This window comes from Rothia nasimurium, assembly GCF_928382285.1.
GTDB lineage: Bacteria > Actinomycetota > Actinomycetes > Actinomycetales > Micrococcaceae > Rothia > Rothia nasimurium_E.
Genome location: NZ_CAKMSS010000001.1, coordinates 210,521 through 227,925 on the forward strand (window position 1 = coordinate 210,521; position 17,405 = coordinate 227,925).

Annotated in this window: 13 protein-coding genes; 5 read left to right on the forward strand and 8 right to left on the reverse strand. The window is 58.4% G+C overall.

All coding sequences use genetic code 11. The features are described from left to right. Nucleotides 1-100 precede the first annotated feature (100 nt). From L6758_RS00890 to L6758_RS00905, 4 genes are all read left to right on the forward strand, one after another. Nucleotides 101-1,672 (forward strand): cytochrome ubiquinol oxidase subunit I, encoded by a 1,572-nt coding sequence (locus tag L6758_RS00890; protein WP_237199532.1) that lies wholly within the window; start codon nt 101-103, stop codon nt 1,670-1,672. A gap of 17 nt (nt 1,673-1,689) precedes the next feature. Then, on the forward strand, nt 1,690-2,769 hold the full coding sequence (gene cydB, locus L6758_RS00895) for a cytochrome d ubiquinol oxidase subunit II (protein ID WP_237199531.1): 1,080 nt from the start codon (nt 1,690-1,692) through the stop codon (nt 2,767-2,769). A gap of 183 nt (nt 2,770-2,952) precedes the next feature. After that, nucleotides 2,953-6,654, forward strand: a complete 3,702-nt coding sequence (gene cydC / locus L6758_RS00900; protein WP_237199530.1) for a thiol reductant ABC exporter subunit CydC — start codon at nt 2,953-2,955, stop codon at nt 6,652-6,654. A gap of 233 nt (nt 6,655-6,887) precedes the next feature. Beyond that, nucleotides 6,888-7,385, forward strand: coding sequence for a hypothetical protein (locus tag L6758_RS00905; RefSeq protein WP_237218593.1), 498 nt, complete (start codon nt 6,888-6,890; stop codon nt 7,383-7,385). Between the two features lie 158 nt (nt 7,386-7,543). Here the strand turns inward: L6758_RS00905 and L6758_RS00910 are convergent, their stop codons facing one another. From L6758_RS00910 to casA, 8 genes are all read right to left on the reverse strand, one after another. Continuing rightward, on the reverse strand, nt 7,544-10,111 hold the full coding sequence (locus L6758_RS00910; RefSeq protein ID WP_237218594.1) for a DNA gyrase/topoisomerase IV subunit A: 2,568 nt from the start codon (nt 10,109-10,111) through the stop codon (nt 7,544-7,546). A gap of 126 nt (nt 10,112-10,237) precedes the next feature. Continuing rightward, on the reverse strand, nt 10,238-10,585 hold the full coding sequence (cas2e, locus tag L6758_RS00915) for a type I-E CRISPR-associated endoribonuclease Cas2e (RefSeq protein WP_237185357.1): 348 nt from the start codon (nt 10,583-10,585) through the stop codon (nt 10,238-10,240). Further along, entirely contained in the window at nt 10,582-11,514 is a 933-nt protein-coding gene (gene cas1e / locus L6758_RS00920; protein WP_185173076.1) for a type I-E CRISPR-associated endonuclease Cas1e, read from the reverse strand. The genes cas2e and cas1e overlap by 4 nt, the downstream gene beginning before the upstream one ends. Before the next feature lie 66 nt (nt 11,515-11,580). Beyond that, nucleotides 11,581-12,264 (reverse strand): type I-E CRISPR-associated protein Cas6/Cse3/CasE, encoded by a 684-nt coding sequence (cas6e, locus tag L6758_RS00925; RefSeq protein WP_237199527.1) that lies wholly within the window; start codon nt 12,262-12,264, stop codon nt 11,581-11,583. Next, nucleotides 12,261-12,968 carry a type I-E CRISPR-associated protein Cas5/CasD gene (gene cas5e / locus L6758_RS00930; RefSeq protein WP_185173074.1) on the reverse strand — a complete coding sequence of 236 codons (708 nt, stop codon included), beginning with the start codon at nt 12,966-12,968 and terminating at the stop codon, nt 12,261-12,263. The genes cas6e and cas5e overlap by 4 nt, the downstream gene beginning before the upstream one ends. Beyond that, nucleotides 12,968-14,089, reverse strand: a complete 1,122-nt coding sequence (cas7e, locus tag L6758_RS00935) for a type I-E CRISPR-associated protein Cas7/Cse4/CasC (RefSeq protein ID WP_237185353.1) — start codon at nt 14,087-14,089, stop codon at nt 12,968-12,970. Before cas7e ends, cas5e begins: the two co-directional genes overlap by 1 nt. A gap of 24 nt (nt 14,090-14,113) precedes the next feature. Beyond that, entirely contained in the window at nt 14,114-14,728 is a 615-nt protein-coding gene (casB, locus tag L6758_RS00940) for a type I-E CRISPR-associated protein Cse2/CasB (RefSeq protein ID WP_237199526.1), read from the reverse strand. Between the two features lie 13 nt (nt 14,729-14,741). Further along, on the reverse strand, nt 14,742-16,430 hold the full coding sequence (gene casA / locus L6758_RS00945) for a type I-E CRISPR-associated protein Cse1/CasA (protein WP_185173071.1): 1,689 nt from the start codon (nt 16,428-16,430) through the stop codon (nt 14,742-14,744). A 622-nt stretch (nt 16,431-17,052) separates the two neighbouring features. Here casA and L6758_RS00950 point away from each other — a divergent pair. After that, nucleotides 17,053-17,385, forward strand: coding sequence for a hypothetical protein (locus tag L6758_RS00950; RefSeq protein ID WP_185173070.1), 333 nt, complete (start codon nt 17,053-17,055; stop codon nt 17,383-17,385). Nucleotides 17,386-17,405: the final 20 nt, after the last annotated feature.

Sequence of the window (17,405 nt, forward strand, 5' to 3'; positions counted from 1 at the left end):
CCGCTATCCTAGAGCACAACACACCCGCACCGTTGCGCCGGGCAGTCGGCAGAGATGCCAGCCCGCAGACGGTGCTTCACTTTAACTCTCAAGGATGTCAATGGATCCCCTCGAACTAGCGCGGTGGCAATTCGGTATCACCACCGTCTACCACTTCATGATGGTTCCGCTGACCCTGGGCCTGGGTGCCGTTGTAGCTGGCTTCTACATCGCCTACGTGCGAACCAAGAAGCACGAATACAAGCGCATGACCAAGTTCTGGGGCAAGCTCTACCTCATCAACTTCATCATGGGCGTTGCAACCGGCCTTGTGCAGGAATTCCAGTTCGGTATGGCCTGGAGCGAGTACTCCCGCTTTGTGGGCGACGTCTTCGGTGCCCCTCTGGCGATGGAAGGCCTGCTGGCCTTCTTCGTTGAGTCCACCTTCTTGGGCCTCTTCATCTTCGGCTGGGACAAGCTGGCACCCAAGGTGCACGCAGCCTGCCTGGTGATTGCTGTAGCGGCCTCCTGGCTCTCTGCCTACTTCATCATCGTGGCTAACTCCTGGATGCAGCACCCTGTTGGCGTTGAAATGATTGACGGCCGCCCCGTCATGACCGACGTCTTAGCTGTGCTGACCAACAACACCGCCCTGGTGGCCTACCCCCACGCTATCTTCGGTGCCCTGCAGGTTGCCGGTGGCTTCCTGGTCGGTATCGCCTGGTACAAGCTCTGGAAGCGCCGCCGCGACGGTATCGACACCATCGGGGAAGACGGCAAGGTTGTCGTTGGCGAAACTACCGAAGGTGCCCGCGACAAGACCGACTTCAACGTCTGGTTCAAGTCCCTGCGTATCGGCGCTATCGTTGGCTTTGCAGCCTTCATCGGCACCGCCTTTACCGGCCACCATCAGGCCCAGCTTATGATTGAGCAGCAGCCCATGAAGATGGCAGCTGCCGAGGCAGCCTGCCACGACGGCACCGGCTTCTCTGTCCTTTCTCTCTCATCACCTGGTGCCCAGAACTGTGACGAGGTCCAGGCAGTGATTGAAATTCCCGGCCTGCTCTCCTTCCTGGCCTACAACAACTTCACCACCGACGTCCCCGGCATCACCACCCTGCTGCCCCAGTACGAAGAAACCTACGGCACCACCATCCCCGATAACCCCGAGCTCTACGGGGAACGCGCCGGTACCGAGGTCGAGTACCTGCCCCTGATGGAAGTGACCTACTATGGCTTCCGCGGCATGATCACCTTTGGCGGCATCAGCGCCCTCTCCTTCCTCTACGTTTTGTGGGTGACCCGCAAGAAGGGTGAAGGCACAGTCCCCGAAGCCAAGTGGATCTCCAACCTGGCTATTGCAGGTATCCTTGCCCCCTTCGGCGCTAATGCCACTGGCTGGATCTTTACCGAAATGGGCCGTCAGCCCTTCGTGGTTGCCCCCAACCCCGACGGCAACCCCGCCATCATGATGTTTACCGCCGCAGCCGTCTCACCCGGTGTTTCGGGCTACGAGATTCTCTTCTCGCTCATCTCCCTGGGGCTGGTATATGGCGTCCTGATGGTTGTTGAGGTCTACCTGCTGGCCAAGTACGTCAAGGCCGGTGTGGCAGCTGCCATGCCCGAGCTGGTTGAAGACCCCCACGATACCGACGAGAAGAACGACCGCGACGTGCTCGCGTTCGCCTACTAAGAAAGGGGCTTACACACATGTTTGAGCTTTTTGCTGATCAGCCTCTTCTGCCAACCCTCTGGTTCGCCGTCATCGGCTTCTTCTGGGTGGGCTATATCATCCTCGACGGCTTCGACCTGGGCGTAGGCATGCTCATGAGCCGAATCTTCGCCAAAAACGAGAAAGAACGCCGCCTGCTGCTGAACACCATCGGCCCGGTCTGGGACGGCAACGAGGTATGGGTTGTGACCGGTGGCGCTGCCACATTTGCCGCCTTCCCCCTCTGGTACGCCTCCCTCTTCTCAGCCCTCTACATCCCGCTGACCCTGGCCCTGCTGGCCCTGATTTTCCGCGCTGTTGCTATCGAGTACCGCGGTAAGAAGGATTCAGAGCGCTGGATTGCCGGCTGGACCCTGGCTATCTCCCTGGGCTCCTTCTTCATCGCCTTCCTGGTCGGTGCCCTGCTGGCTTTGACCTCCACCGGCCTGCCCATCAACGCAAACGGTGACCGTGTGGGCGGTGCCTTCGCCTGGCTAACTCCCGCTGTCTTTATGGGCGGCCTGTCCATGGTCGGTGTTTCCCTGGTTATGGGTCTTGCCTTCATCGCGCTGAAGACCGACGGCGAGGTGCGCCACCGTGCCGGTGCTGCCCTGGTCAAGTTCTCACCCCTGCTGGTGCTCCCGGTTGTCGTCTGGGTCGTTTACATGCAGGTGACCACCGGTAACGGCATCTCCTACGCCCTGACCGTCCTTGCTGTACTGGCTCTTGCCGCTGCCTGGTTCTTCGCCAGCCGCAGGAGCGAAGGCAAAGCCTTCTCCGGCTTTGCGGTATTTGTGGGCTTCGGCGTCCTGGCCATCTTCCTGGCCCTATACCCCAACGTCCTGCCCTCAACCCTCGATGAGGCCTACAACCTCACTATCGCCAACGCGTCGAGCTCCGAATACACCCTGCGCGTGATGAGCTGGGTCGGCCTCTTCGGCATCCCGATTCTGCTCGTCTACCAGAGCTGGACCTACTGGGTCTTCCGCAAGCGCCTGCGCGTTGAGAGCATCCCCGATGCTCACGACGCCACCGAGCTGGCCGCTCGCGCCACTCGTGCAAGCGCCCACAACGCCTAGCAGCTAGCACACGGCGTAGAGACGAAAGGACGTCGGGAGCAGCTCCCGGCGTCCTTTCGCCTACCCGGGCGGGTAGGTGTGCTCATACCCACGGCCTAGTCACAGACCTCGCGTCTGCCCGGCTGGAAAGTTCCCACTAGAATAGTGAATAAACTGTTCGCGGCACCAAGGACACTATCGAGAATGACCGCTCCCACAACGAGCAAGCGGCCCCCGCTGGGGCCCCATGCCAAGAGAAACCTCACCGTTTTTGCCGTGCTCACCGCACTCAAAACCCTGGCGCTCATTGTCTTTGCCGCGGTGCTGGGCACCGCCATCACCCTGCTGGCCCGCATGACTTATGCGGTGCTCTACGAGGGTAAAACCTACGATTCTGCCCACGCCGAGCAGCTTGCCATCTTCGCCGGTAACGGCCAGGCCCAGCTCACCGGTATCTTCTTTGCCACCCCCTTCATGCAGCCGGGCCTGCTCTCCCTGGCGGTCACCGGCGTCATTGCACTTTTGGTGCGCGCAGCCGCCGACTGGTCCCTGGGCTTCTACGCCCAGCAGGCAGCGGTAGGTGCCAAAACCACTATCCGCCGCAAACTCATCCGCCGCGTCCTTGCCACCGGCGGTATCGACACCCCCGACGGCACCGGTGCCACCGCCGTCCTGCTCTCCCGCGGCCTCAACGCCCTGGATGACTACTACACCAAGACCCTCACCGCCTTTGTGTCTACGGCTGTCGTCCCTACGGTGCTACTGGTCTTTATCGCCTTCTACGACTGGGTCTCAGCCCTGGTCATTCTCTGCACCCTGCCCCTGATTCCCCTCTTCATGGTGCTCATCGGCCGAACCACAGCAGAAGACACCGCCCGCGCCCAGCGCGACCTGCTGCGCCTCTCAGACCACATCGTCGAACTGGTCAAGGGCCTGCCCGTGCTGGTGGGCCTGGGGCGCTCGCGGGCCCAGTCAAAGGCGCTGGGCGATCTGGGGGAGCGCTACCGCAAGGCCACCATGTACACCCTGCGCTCAGCCTTCCTCTCATCGCTGGCCCTGGAACTGATTACCACCATCTCGGTGGCCCTGGTAGCGGTGCTGATTGGCCTGCGCCTGGTGGAGGGGAACCTGGGGCTCGACGTCGCCCTCTTCGCCCTGCTGCTGGCCCCCGAGTGCTACCAGCCCCTGCGCGATGTGGGCACCGCCTACCACCAGTCTGAGGACGGCGTGGCAGCCCTCCGCCGCGCCGAGGCCATCATCGACCAGCCCATTCCCCACGCCACCGTCGCCCCCGGCGGCGACCGCATCTCGGTGCGCCAGCTCTCTGTCGCCTACCCGGGCCGCGACCGCACCCTCACCGGCGTGAGCTTCACCCTGCGCCACGGAACCACCACCGCAATCACAGGGCCTTCCGGCTGCGGCAAAACCACCCTGCTCTCGGTACTGGGCGGAGCCCTGCGCAATGATCTGGTACCCACCGGAACCACCGAACCGGTACACGTCTCTGGTCTGGTGTCCGGTACCGGCTCCACCGTCTGGATCAGCCAGTCGCCCACCTTCATTGCCCCCACCGCCCTGGCTGAGGTTGCCCTTTACGCCACCGTAACCCGCGGCGAAGGTGCCCTCGAAGGCATCAACTACGCCTCAACCCTGCTCGATGATTCCGTTGCCTTCACCGCTGAGGACCGCGACTACTTCACCTCCTTCCTGCACTCCGTAGGGCTGGCTGACCTCGCCGACCTGCCGCCGGAAGCCCTCTCAGCTGGCCAGATGCGCCGACTTGCTATTGCCCGCGCCCTGGCCCGCGTTGCCACCTTGCAGGCCCAGGAAGAACGCGTCACCGTACTGATTGACGAACCCACAGCCCACCTTGACCCGGTTTCAGCGGCCAAGGTGAACGTCGCCCTTGCTGCCCTGCAGGAGACCGGCGCAACCCTGATTATCGTCACCCACGACACCGCCCTGGCTGCCGCCACCAACAACCTGCTCCAGGCGACCTCAAAGCCCCACGGCGTTACCTGGGAGCTCACCGCCCAGAACACCGACGGGCTGGGCGGCTACGCTCTTGCGACCCTGGCGGACGCCGTCGCCACCGGCGAGCTCGAAGACTCGGCCCCCGTCCAGGCTGCTGCAAGCTCAACCGAACAGGCGGCAGAGCCGGCCGCGGCGGGCGTCCTGAAAACCCTGCGTCACCTGGGGGAGCTCACCGGCATCCGCAAGCGCGACATGGCCCTGCCTATCCTGCTGTCAGTCCTTACCGTGGTCTTTGCTGTCAGCCTTACCGCGCTTTCTGGCTGGCTCATTGTGCGCGCCGCTGAGCAGCCCGCGATGATGTACCTGCTGGTAGCCGTTACCGGTGTCCGCTTCTTTGGCCTGGGCAGGGCGACCTCCCGCTATGCTGAGCGCCTGCGCACCCACAACCTGGTGCTGGGGGCGGCTAACACCCTGCGCGTGCGCGCCTGGGATGCTGCCGGACGTACCGTCCTGTCGGTGCGCTCCCTGCTGCGAGGGGATAAGATCCTTGACCGACTGGTCGGCGACATCGACGAGCTGCGCGACGCTATCCCGCGCGTCATCTTGCCGGTTGCCGCCCACCTGATCGTGATGCTGCTGGTGCTGGGCGTGACCGCCTGGGCCACCCCGCAGGCCCTGCTGCCGGTCGTCATTGCAGTTCTTATCTCTACCTTCGTGATTCCGGCAGTGGTGCTGCGTGCGGACGAGCGCGCGGACGCCGTTGCCCGCCGGGAAACCTCGGCCATGCTCCGCCTGGGCGTCTCTGCCCTGGATGCTGCTACCGACCTGCACAATAACGGCCTTGACCAGACCGTTGCCCTGGCTGTCTCCCGCCAGGATGGCTATGCCCAGGCCTCCCGCCTCAAGAGCTCCCGCGCTATCGGCGTGGGCCAGGGCCTGATGGTCGTTACCTGGTGGGGTGCGGCTCTGGCTGTGATTGCCAGCGTCTGGCCTGCCGTTGAAGCTGGGGAGGTTACCGCGCCGACCGCAGCTATCGTCATCTTGATGATGACCGGCCTGTTTGAGACCACCGCAGCCCACCTGGACGCCGTTCGCGGCTGGCCCGCCTTCGCAGCCCTGGTTGCCCGCACCCGCGCTAACTTTGAGACCGTGGACGCCGCCACCGCAGCTGAAGGGGAGGACGCCGGTAAGGGCGAGATCCGAGATATTCTGGGGGACCCCGGTATTGGGGCTAAGAACCGTGCCGCCCATAAGTCCATCACCCTGGAGCTGGATTCGCTGGCAACCCGCTGGCCCGATATGGAGCAGCCTGTCTTTACCGGCCTGTCAGCGTCTGTATCGTCGGGGCAGTGGCTGGGTATTACCGGACCCTCGGGCTCGGGCAAGACAACGGCTCTGGCTACTCTGCTGGGCTTCTTGCCTGTTGAGCAGGGGCAGGTTCGGGTGAACGGTCATGCCTTTGATGCCCAGTCTTTGCGCGGGTACGCGGCCTGGTGCCCCCAGTCTGCCTATATCTTTGAGTCCACTATCGCTAATAACCTGGCGATTGCCCGTTCGGCGGACGAGCGCCCCACAGATGAAGAGATGTACGAGGTACTTGACCGGGTAGGGCTGGGCGATTTTGTGCGGTCCCTGCCTGCTGGCCTGCAGACCCTGGTGGGGGCTGGTGGTTCTTATGTGTCGGGCGGTCAGCGTCAGCGTATTGCGATTGCCCGCACCCTGCTGGTGGATTCGCCCCTGCTGCTGATGGATGAGCCGACCGCCCACCTCGATGCCCCCGCTGCGGTGGCTCTGATTAATGAGGTTGCCCGCGGTACTAAGCGCGCCCCCGGCCAGAAGCTTAAGGGCAAGACCAAGCTGCCTGCGGTCGTCCTGGTCTCCCACCGAGCCGAAGATATCGCCGCCTGCGATACCGTGGTGAAGCTTAGATAGAAGCGAGAAAACCCCTCCCAAGGTTCCTGCAACAGGACGCTGCGGGAGGGGTTTTCTCTATCTAAGGGTGGGCTGCTGCTAACTATGGTCGCTGGCCTATGTATAGGAATAAGACGGGAGTGTGTGGAGCCAAGGGACTCTTGTTGGCTGTCTAGAAATTTACTATGGGGGGGTAAAGTGTGTTCTAGATAATAAATTTCTAGGGCCTGAGTGGCAGATAGTGAGTGAATCCCATGCCTACTCTTCAAGAGCGCAGCTACGTTGCGCCCCTGACTAAGAAGTTCAAGCTGTTTCTGTGCGGGGTCATAGTTTTTGTGCTGCTGAGTGTTGCACTGCCCATCATGATTTTTGGCCCCGTTGATAAGGACGGCACCAACCAGGGGCTCCTCATTTCAGCGCTTGTAGGAGCTGCCGTAGCGCTGGTTATTATTCCGATGATTTTCAGCAGTACCCGCATTGACCTGCTCGAATCCTCCGTCAAAGTCACCACCATGAAGTTCTTCTCGAAAGAGCTACCCTACAGCGAGATTGAGAAGGCAGAAGTGGGGCCAGAAACCGGTCTGGCACAGGGGGCCGGTCTCAGAATTATGGGCGGAGGTAACACCGGCTATCTGACCGGCGGCCCCTCCGTTACCTTTACCCTGACCAACGGTAGGCGGGTGACGGCGTCCGCTACCAACCCCGAGCAGGTGGTTGCTGAAGTGAATTCCCGGCTGCGTTCAGCAGTGTAATGGAAGAAAGTAGCGGGCGCGCCCGCAACTGATTTCAGGGGAGGGAGTGTTGGTGTGCCTGCTGGCTCGGGGCTGGCGTGAATTGGGCGAGCGCCCCAGCGCGAGCCCAAGAGGGTCGGCAGGCACACCAACACTCCCTTCCCCGCTAACCAGGTTTATTAGAAGAGAGCGTCCTCTTCAACCTGAACTTCAGGCTGGTCGGCGGGTTCTTCTGATAGCTCTGATGCAGGTGCGGGGGAGGTCAGTGCCTGGTAGTTGGGGCCGATTGCGTCGATGCTCTGGGCTAGGAGCACGCCGGATCCGTCGCGCGGGCCGAATTCGGTGGGTAGGGTGCGGGCAACACCGGCTGCTGAGACTGCCTTAGCCGGGCCGACACCCACCCAGGCTAGAGCCAGAGCGGTTTCGCCCTTGAGGAAGCGGTGGGCTCGCATGCCGCCGGTTGCGCGGCCCTTTTGGGGGAACTCGGTGAGTTCGGTGACCTTGGCTGTGGCCCCTTCCTCGCCGCCGTCGGTGATGGTGACGACCTGGGCGTCCGCCCCGGGGGCGGTGACGCCAAAGGCAAGAAGTTTATCGTCGTCGGCTACCTTCATGCCTGCCATGCCACCGCCGGTGCGACCCTGGGGGCGAACCTTTGCGGCATCAAAGGTGAGGAGTTTTGCCTGTTCGGTGATGAAGGTCAGTATCGCATCGTTGGAGTCGCAGACCGCAACGCTCACCACGGCGTCCTTGGGCTTGAGCTTCATAATCTCAAACTCGGTGGCATTGAGTGGGTAGTCGGGATTGACGCGCTTGACGACACCCCGCTCTGTTGCCAGAGCCAGAATAGAGTTCAGCGGAACCAAACCCACCAGTTTTTCGCCGCGGGCTAGGGCGATGGCGTCCGCTGCCTTGACCCCGCTGGTGAGCTGGGGGGTGCCCCCGGCCTCTTCGAGCACGGGCAGGTCAATGACGGGCACGCGGATGAGGCGGCCGGCTGAAGTGACAGCACCGATTTCACCCCGGGCGCTAGTGGGCACAATGGAGAGGTAGGCGTCGTGCTTGATGCGCTTGCCGGGGTCGGGCAGGGTAGGGCGCTGCCCCTTCACGCCACTGGTGCGCCCCAGCTGACCCGAGGTTGAGAGCAGTACCCAGCAGGGGTCGTCCGCAATTTCTAGGGACAACCCGGCTTCTTTCTTAGCCTTGGAGGCGGATGCCGACAGGGCAGCAACAGCGTCTGCCAGCTCGTCCTTGGTCACGATCTTGGTGCGGCGGTCGGTGCCGTACTCGTCGGCAACCTGCTGCAGTTCCTCTGAGACCAGGGCGCGGAGCTTCATATCGGAACCGAGGATTTCTTCCAGGGAAGCAATTTCCGCGAGCAGGTCATCGCGTTCGGCTTCAAGCTCGATGCGGGAGTACTTGGTGAGCTGGCGCAGGCGCAGTTCGAGAATGTGGTTGGCCTGTACCTCGCTCAGGTCGTAAATCTGCATGAGGCGCTCACGGGCCTGGGCAGTTTCGTCGGAGGAGCGGATAATCTGGATCACCTCGTCGATATCGACGATGGCTACCAGCAGGCCCTCGACCAGGTGTAGGCGGTCGCGGCGCTTGCCCAGGCGGTGGTTGGTGCGGCGGCGTACAACGTCGAGGCGGTGGTTGACGTAGACGTGCAACAGGTCGAGCAGGCCCAGGGTCTGGGGCTGGCCGTCCACCAGGGCTACGTTGTTAATGCCGAAGGAGTCTTCCAGCGGGGTGTGCTTGTAGAGGGCGGCGAGCACGGCCTTGGGGTTGAAGCCGTTCTTGATTTCTATGACCATGCGCAGACCGTTTTTGCGGTCGGTCAGGTCAACGACGTCTGAGATGCCCTGCAGCTTCTTGGAGTTGACGCCGTCCTTGATTTTTTCGATGACCTTTTCGGGGCCAACCAGGTAGGGCAGTTCGGTGACTACAATGCCCTGTTTGCGGGCGGTGACCTGTTCGATGGAGACCTTGGCGCGGGTCTTGAAGATACCGCGTCCCTTTTCGTAGGCGTCCTTAATGCCGGTGGTGCCCACGATGGTGCCGCCGGAGGGCAGGTCGGGGCCGGGCACGAACTTCATGATGTCTTTGAGGGTGGCTTCGGGGTTATCGAGCAGGTGGCGGGCAGCGGCTATGACCTCGCGCAGGTTGTGGGGGGCCATGTTGGTGGCCATGCCGACAGCGATACCGGCTGAGCCGTTGACCAGTAGGTTGGGGTAGGCGGCGGGCAGGACGGCCGGCTGCATGAACTGGTTGTCGTAGTTGGGTACGAAATCCACGACGTCTTCGTCGAGGTTGGCGGTCATGGCGAGGGCCGCCGGGGCCATACGGACCTCGGTGTAGCGGGAGGCCGCCGGGCCGTCGTCCAGGGAGCCGAAGTTGCCGTGGCCGTCGACCACGGGCAGGCGCATAGAGAAGGGCTGGGCCAGGCGCACCATGGCGTCGTAGATGGCGCCGTCGCCGTGGGGGTGCAGCTTACCCATGACTTCGCCGATAACGCGGGCGCTCTTGACGTGGCCCTTGTCGGGGCGCAGACCCATCTGCTGCATCATGTAGAGGATGCGGCGCTGCACGGGCTTGAGGCCGTCGCGGGCGTCGGGAAGGGCGCGGGAGTAGATGACCGAGTAGGAGTATTCCAGGAAGCTGGTTTCCATCTCGCTGGTCACGTCGATATCGACGATATTTTCGACGACGTCGGTGGGGTAGTCATCGTGCGCGGTGGTGCGGCGAGCCATGGGAACCTCAAAGCAAATAGACGGTGAAGGTATTGCCCCACCAGTTTACCGTGTTCCCCGCAAGTGCCCCAGAAAAGCCGAACCTACCAGCCTCTCACACAGAGACAGGACGAGCCGAATTCTGTTCTACGACCTTTTTCGTCCCAACCGGTATCGACTAGCCTTGGACCAGCCACGTTTAGACTCTACCTGCTTGCTGGGTACCGTAGGCCTACGCATTAGGGTTATGCCCTCAAAATCAACGGGATCCCACTGGTGCCGGTGTACTTTGAAATCTAGGCCCTGCTCTGTGTTGGTAGAGAAGACCATAAGCGCCCGACCAGACTGTACCGAAGAAACAATACGCTCCCACAAGTGCTCGCGTACTCGGGCACTGACCTTGCCAACATAGACTCCCGAACTGATTTCTAAAAGCCAACGGGTCAAATCACCGCGTAGAGCAGGCGGACAGTTTGAGAGGATAACAACAATCATGCTTCCTCCCCATAATTTCTCCTGCTTTCTATCGTTTCTTCGCGATCTCCCCAGAGGGCAAGGACGTCGGTATGCCAGTCTTCTTCAGCAATTTCCGAGCTGAGAAGTAGTTTCTGAATATCGCTAGTACAACGTTGCAAGATTTTGCCGTCCCGGAGCTTGTCTCTCACTGCACGGCGGGCTCTGGACGCCACGTCCTCCTTGCTTTCTGCAACAACCTCAAAAGCCGCAGGAATACTTACTTCTGCCTTGTAGAGGTCGGCAATATCATAGATAAAAGACCGGGAATGCCCCGTATGCACAAAGCCTAGACCAGGGGAACAGCCCAAAGAAACTACTACCGCATGAACTATCCCGTAGAGGCAGGCATTCGCTGCCGAGAGAGCCATGTTGATTGCATCTGCGTTATCAAAATCATTGGGGTCGTAGTTACGGTTATCCCAAGGCACACCGGTACGACCAGATTCCTGGCGGTAAATACGGCGTACTCTAGCGCCCTCCTTGCCCCGTAACTGTTGCATTGTTAGTTCCCTGACATCTTCATCGGGGAAGCGCATGTTATACATTTCCTTAGCAACAGCTAGGCGCTTGCGAGTATTACTGACCTTATCTGCCTGGGCCTGAAGCAGACGAGTGGTTTTAGCCAAGGAGCTACCGTGAGCATAGTAGCGTACCCCCTGCTCACCTACCCACACCGCGGTTGCACCGCAGTCGCCAAGTAACATCATGGCGTGGTGGGTAATACGGGTGCCTGGACCAAGCATAAGAGCGCCTAAAGAAGCGGCAGGTATATGCACGGTTCCCTGGCTATTAGTTGCGGTAATAGCGCTGTCTTCTCTATGGATAACGCTGTGCTCAACATAGATAAAGGAAAGCCGGTCAGAACTTCTGGTGAGTTCCTTGGTGGTGGGTGGGGTGGCACCAATCATGGGTTTCTCCTGGATCTGAGAGATATAAAAGAATCTGGGATGCACACAAGTGTGCATCCCAGATTCTTAGGAAGAATTTTTACGGATAGTAAGCAGACCACATCCATAGGCCTTTCCCTTGCCCATGCCCTTGAGTATGGACTCTCGGAAGAGGTCTACATCGGTGATAACAAGAGCCCCGTCAAATTGGGTTTGCCGGAGGGTCACAGAAGCACGTCGTCCGTCATCGTGAGGATTAGCACGGCTAAAACGCTGGTCAGATCGTGAAGTGACAGCTGCCAGGTAACTTCCTGGCTCAGAGCCTTCAGCTACCCTAAAGCCCCATTGCGGAGCCTTATGCACTAGCCAGCCAAGTTGCTGTTCAGCAGTAACATGGGGGACGACCCTACCACGCTTCCCATTTTCTACAGGAAGAGACTTAACCGGGTTTCCAGTTAGCCGGAAGGACCAGGCCTGGCCCTCCCTTAGGCTGGCTAGCAACTTACCAAGATGAGCAACTTCAGCAGGACGTGACTCCCAGCCGGCGGCCTCCTGAATATGCCGTAGATCCGGCTCTTCAGGACTTTGAACGTAGAGGGTATAGGAAGGGCCGTTAACATCGAGCCGCCACAGTACCCGGCTGTCTGCGCTCGCCTGCACATCTGGCGGGAAAGCAGAGAGGACGGCAGCATGCATGGCTTGGGGGCTGGCTATGAGCTTTCGCGCTTCACGACGCTGGGGATTGATGAGTATGCGGGAAAAGAAACTCATGCTTCAGTAACCACCTTCATGAATTCGTCCTCCGGCTCAGTTTCTCCCTCAGGATTGTTGATTTCTAAGGGCTCTGCCCGGAAAACAGACCGTAGCGAATACTGCCGGAACTCTGGATTAAAGCTTACCGGGATATCTCGTAAGGTATCTGCTGGTTCGCCTAGGCGGGCATCGCGCAGGATCGCAAGTGAGACAAGCTCTCCGGCGTTTTGCTGAGCCCACTTGGGTGCGTACCAGGTATTTTCTGCTCGCAGAACTTCTTCCGCGTTGCCCTCTCTGATACCCAGTACTAGATCAGGGTTAGCGGGGCAGGCCCGCCGCCCTAGGTAGAGCGGATAGACAGGACGCCGCAGGGCGGCTTCTAGTTCTTCCAGGAGCGCTTTCTGGGGTGAAGCTAGGGCTACCAGAAAGACAGCATCCGCCAGGTAGTAGCGGGTACTGAGCTGGGAATTTTTGTCCTTACCGAACCAGTTACGGGCCGTGTGATAGTCGCGAGTCAGCTGACCTGGGTGGTCTACCCGCACCGCGAATTCAAGCTGGGCCAGGTCGTCTACGGGCTCTTGACGGTCGCGCCCCAGGGCGGCGGAAAGAAGCCCAATAACTCCTGACTTTGTAGGCTCGTTGTTGGTATGGCGGACCTTGAACCGGCTCTCAGCTCCCCAGGCCTGTAGCGGCGCCTTGAATTTGAGGAGTAGCGAGTACATTAGTCTGCCAGCACCTCGGAAAGATCGCTTTCAACTGCGGAAAGGAGTTCCTTGAGGTTTACGCCCTGGCCAAGGTTTTCTAGGGCATCCTTGAGGTCTCCTACTGCAAGAAAGTAGCTCTTGACGGGCTCCAGACCGTATGTTTCTGCCAGCTCCTGTGCTTCATGGGCTAGGGCAGTGGCTGCCTGGTAACGGCGGCCCTTCTCCGCGCTCTCCTTGACAGGGGTTTCAAAGGCATTGACGTAGGAAACTGGGCGGTCATCACGCAGGGTAACCACTACTGCCTCGGGCAGGGTGCGGTTAGCGAAGCTGTTCTGCTTGCCGGTGGGCATAGCGGTGATGAAGCTCTTGATGAACTGGGTTGCGGCCTCTACAGCGGCCTCCTTGTCACCCAAGTTTGCCTGTAGGCCGGTGAAGTTGATGTTGGCGTAGCGGTAGAGGGTGGAGGACATCATCTCGACGGTGCCAATCATGCCTGCGCCGGTTTCGTCTGCGTCGCGGACAACGTCATCGACTGCGGTGAAGTAGTCGAATTCAGGCTCTGACTCATGAACGCCAATAGCGTGGGCTACCTGGCAGGAGGCATCAACGTTGAAGTCGGGGGCGTCAGCAAGCATACGGCCAAAGAGGGCAATGTCAACGCTGTGCTGTTCGTCCAGGATTTTTTCTACATCCGCTTTTTTCAGTTTGCTGCCTTCAGCATCGATGATTGCCTGGGCCAGGCGTGAAATCTGCTGGTTGCTGACCAGCAGAAGATAACCGGATTCCAGGGTCTTCGGCGCCTCTTCTTCTTTCTTCTTTTTGGGCTCAGCCAGGGAAATTTTTACTGTTTTGAAAGCTTCTGCAACCTCGGAAAGAGCCTGGTCATAGTCGTATCCTTCAGAAATTTCCTGAATTTTGGTAACGACTTTTTCGGCTACTCGCTTGGTGCGGATTCCCATCTTATCGGTGTCGAGGTTGGCGACGAAGTCCTGACGAATAGCAGACTTCCAAGCCTGGGAAGAAACACGCTGGCGGGGTACCCCGCCAAAAACAGCAGACTTGGGGGAGCCCGTATCGTCGCGGTTGATGTTGGAGGGGGGAAGGGTCTGTAGGGCGTGGATATCGATGTAGAAGCTCATGATTTCTCCTTTTAGTTTCTTGGGTTAGTTGTTGGTAGAGGTATTTGCTGGGCGGCGAGTGTAGCCGTAGGCAAAGTCTCGGCTCCAGCGGGTAATGACTTTTGCACGGTGCCTGGGGTGCTGGAGCCAGTAGAGGTCGGTAGTGAACCTTCCATAGTCGAAGGTTAGTTCTTCCTGTTTGAGGAGCTGAACCAGGGAACGAGCGTGGTAGACGATACCGCTAAAGTTCCTTGCCTGAAGTAGGGCATCAAAGCGTTTTTTGATGGAGGGGGTGCGCTTTGCAACAAGCTGTCCTATTGAGTAACCAAAGCTAATGTCTTTGGTGTGCATGTTTCTTTGCTCTGATTGCTGGTGGACAGCGTAGAGGGTGAGGGCCATGTAGGTGGCTAGTTCACCGTAGCTGGCTTCGTCTCCTCGGCCTCGGTAGTTATCTGGAAAGTCGATATTTTCATCGCCGGTGAGGACATACTGCCAGGCTAGCGGGTTTTTAGCAGGATCTTGACCTACTGCTTGACGAAGGTCGCTCAGCTCTTTTTTGGACGCTGAGGAACCTGCATTGTGTCCTCCGTAGAGGCGATGGATTTTGTGGGTGACAAAGTTATAGAGGGTAGGTGTCACCGTCTCAGAAGGATGAGACATCGTTGCCTTCTTTCTACTGGGTTTTGTCTTCGTAGGCTAGAGGAAAAATCTTTTTGAACTCGCGATGGCAGGCTCGTTGGGCTGTTGCTGCACTGATGAGTTTGTCATCCTTGATCCTGCCGATGAGGGCTTTCGAGCTTGCACCGATGAGCATATTTTCTACTTCCCGTTTGAAGAAGGAAGAGGCAAGTTTCTGCCAGCTTTCCTTAAGCTCTTGTGGATTTGCTTCGTGGGTAACCTGGGAAAGCCAGATGCGGAATTCCTTTTCGAGCCTGTGAAGTACAGCTTCGGTTGCCGCTGGCTGGAATTCGTAGCTTTGACCGGCAGCTTCCAGCAGACTTCCGGCGAAGCGTCCCAGCTGGATTGCAGCGTCCATACTCTTTTGGGAGTTTTCAAGGATGGCTGCTGTATGTTCTGGGAATTCATCGGTTAGCAGGGCTAGTTCTACGGGAATTGATTCATCGATGGTGGATTCGATAACAGCGTTTTGGTTGCCGTAGACAACTCCTACTAGCTGGACCTGTACCTTCATATTGTGAGGAAAGTAGCGGCTGAGGTCTTGTATAGTTTGAGGTTTTTTGGGCGCGTATTCGTCCCCGCCTTGGTTAGGACTTAAGACCAGGAGAGCATCTAAGCCTCGCCAGAAGGTACGCTCCTGGTTGTGCTGTAGAGGCATCCAGATTTCCTGTCCCTTTTTAGACTGGTTTTTGCTGTAGCGAAGGCCGGTCCAGGGGTCTTCACAGCCGATGCCGTCTTGGAATTTCTCAGAAGCCTTATCTCCATTGGAGACAAGAACTCCGGTAACTTGACCGTTCTTGGGGAACAGCCGGACGCGCCGGGATTGCCAGGTGAGGGTGTCACAAGGTCCGGTAGGAGTGGTTATCTCTTTGGGGTAGCTTCTGGGGGCAGCGCCATCAAAGGGTTCTCGTTCCCAAACGGGTAAGTCATTGGCGATTTTGAAATCTTCCTCCCCGTTCTCGTTAATGGTCGGCTCAAAGAGTCGGCTGATAGGCAGGTTGAGGAGGAGAGTCTCAAAGATGTTTTCTCCGTGAAGAATAACCCTTCCTGTGGCGCCTTGCCAACCAACACCAATGGGATATCCTCGGCCACCTTTGACGCGCGGGTCACCTACTGCACCGGATTTAATGCCGGAATAGTCGTAGGCCTGTACAGTGATAAGCTTTCGGGCTGCATCGGCATAGTCTAGGGTTCCTTTGCCACTAGCTGCGCGCATGGAAAAGTGATCTGAATCAGAGTCTAGGAGAATGCGGGAAACAGGGGAGAAAGTGCTCTTTTCAGTATGTAGGTCTGCTACCTGCATGAAGGGGTGCTCTGGATGGAAGAGTTCAAAGTAGGGTTTGATGTCTTCATGCTGGAGGTAGTCCAGTACGAAATCAAAGTTGCCTACTTTCTTCTCTCTGAGGGTGGCTATCCAATTTCGACGGGCTTCAGTTCCAAAGGCTGCTAGGTCAAAGTCTTCGGCGTCTGCGAAGTGGAAGAAGGACGAGCGTAGAAGAATGGGCTCTAAGAAAGCCAGCATAGCGGAGTCTTCTAGTGCGCTTTCATGAGCAAGCTTGGTAATGGAATAGCCTTCGCGGAAGAGCTGCTCTAAAGAAACAAGTTCTAGCTCACCGGCTGTCTTCTGAACCTTAATCCAGGGTGAATCTACGAGATTAAATTGGGGAATGGTGTCTTCGCTCACTCTATCCTCCTAAAATTTTGTCTAGGGGCTGTGTGGGCGAGTCTTGATGGCGTCATCGCCCTGCGTTCTTGAGTAAGAGCCTAATTCTGTCTAGAGCGGCATGTCAAGGGGTTCTAGATATTTAATTTACAAGTTCATTACTTTTTGCTCTTCGGGTAGGATAAGAGTATCTCGTCTTCGCGAGGAGCATGGGGTGATCCCTGGATAGATACTTCATCTACAAGGGGTCATCACCGTATAGGCGGTGCTTTTCTAGGTTACATGAGGATTTTGGGTGGGGCTGTCGTTCACCTGCAGATTTACCCCCCCGACTCGAAGGAATATTGTGATACATTAATGATGAAGGTAATTTTTCTTCCCAGCGCTTCCAAGCATGGCTACACGGAAGCAGATGCCCTGTGCGCTATAAAGAACTACCAGCACTATCTTTCAGCCTTTGAACCTTCGCGCATAGCGCATCTACCAGACCCGAATCTCTACATCGGCCCAGCGCTCAACGGTGATCTGCTAGAGGTCTTTACCTACGTGATAGACCCTCAAACCGTTATCTTCCACTGTATGAAGTTACGGGGGAAGACTTACATGCGTGCTGTGCAAAACTCTGAGGAAAGGAGCTACCAAGGTGACTAAGGAATACAGCCTGGAGGAACTAGAGGCTATTGGCCAGAAGCTATCTTCTTGGGTGGAGTCTGACGAATATTTTGAAACTTTAGAGAACGCCCAATTCCAGGGCCGCACCTCCGAGGGGGTTGCTCAAGCGGAGGCAATAGTGCAGGCTGCTACCCGAGGCCGTCCTTCTCTCGCCGCAGAGATAGATGGCAAGTCTCCCACTATCAATGCGCGAGTAACCCCAGACCTTAAAGAACGCCTAGCAGCCTACGCAAAAGAGCGGAAGGTTAAGCCCTCTGTTGTGGTGAGAGAAGCCCTAGAACAATATCTGCCCCGTTCTGCCTAGTAGTTGACGAGCGCCCCGAA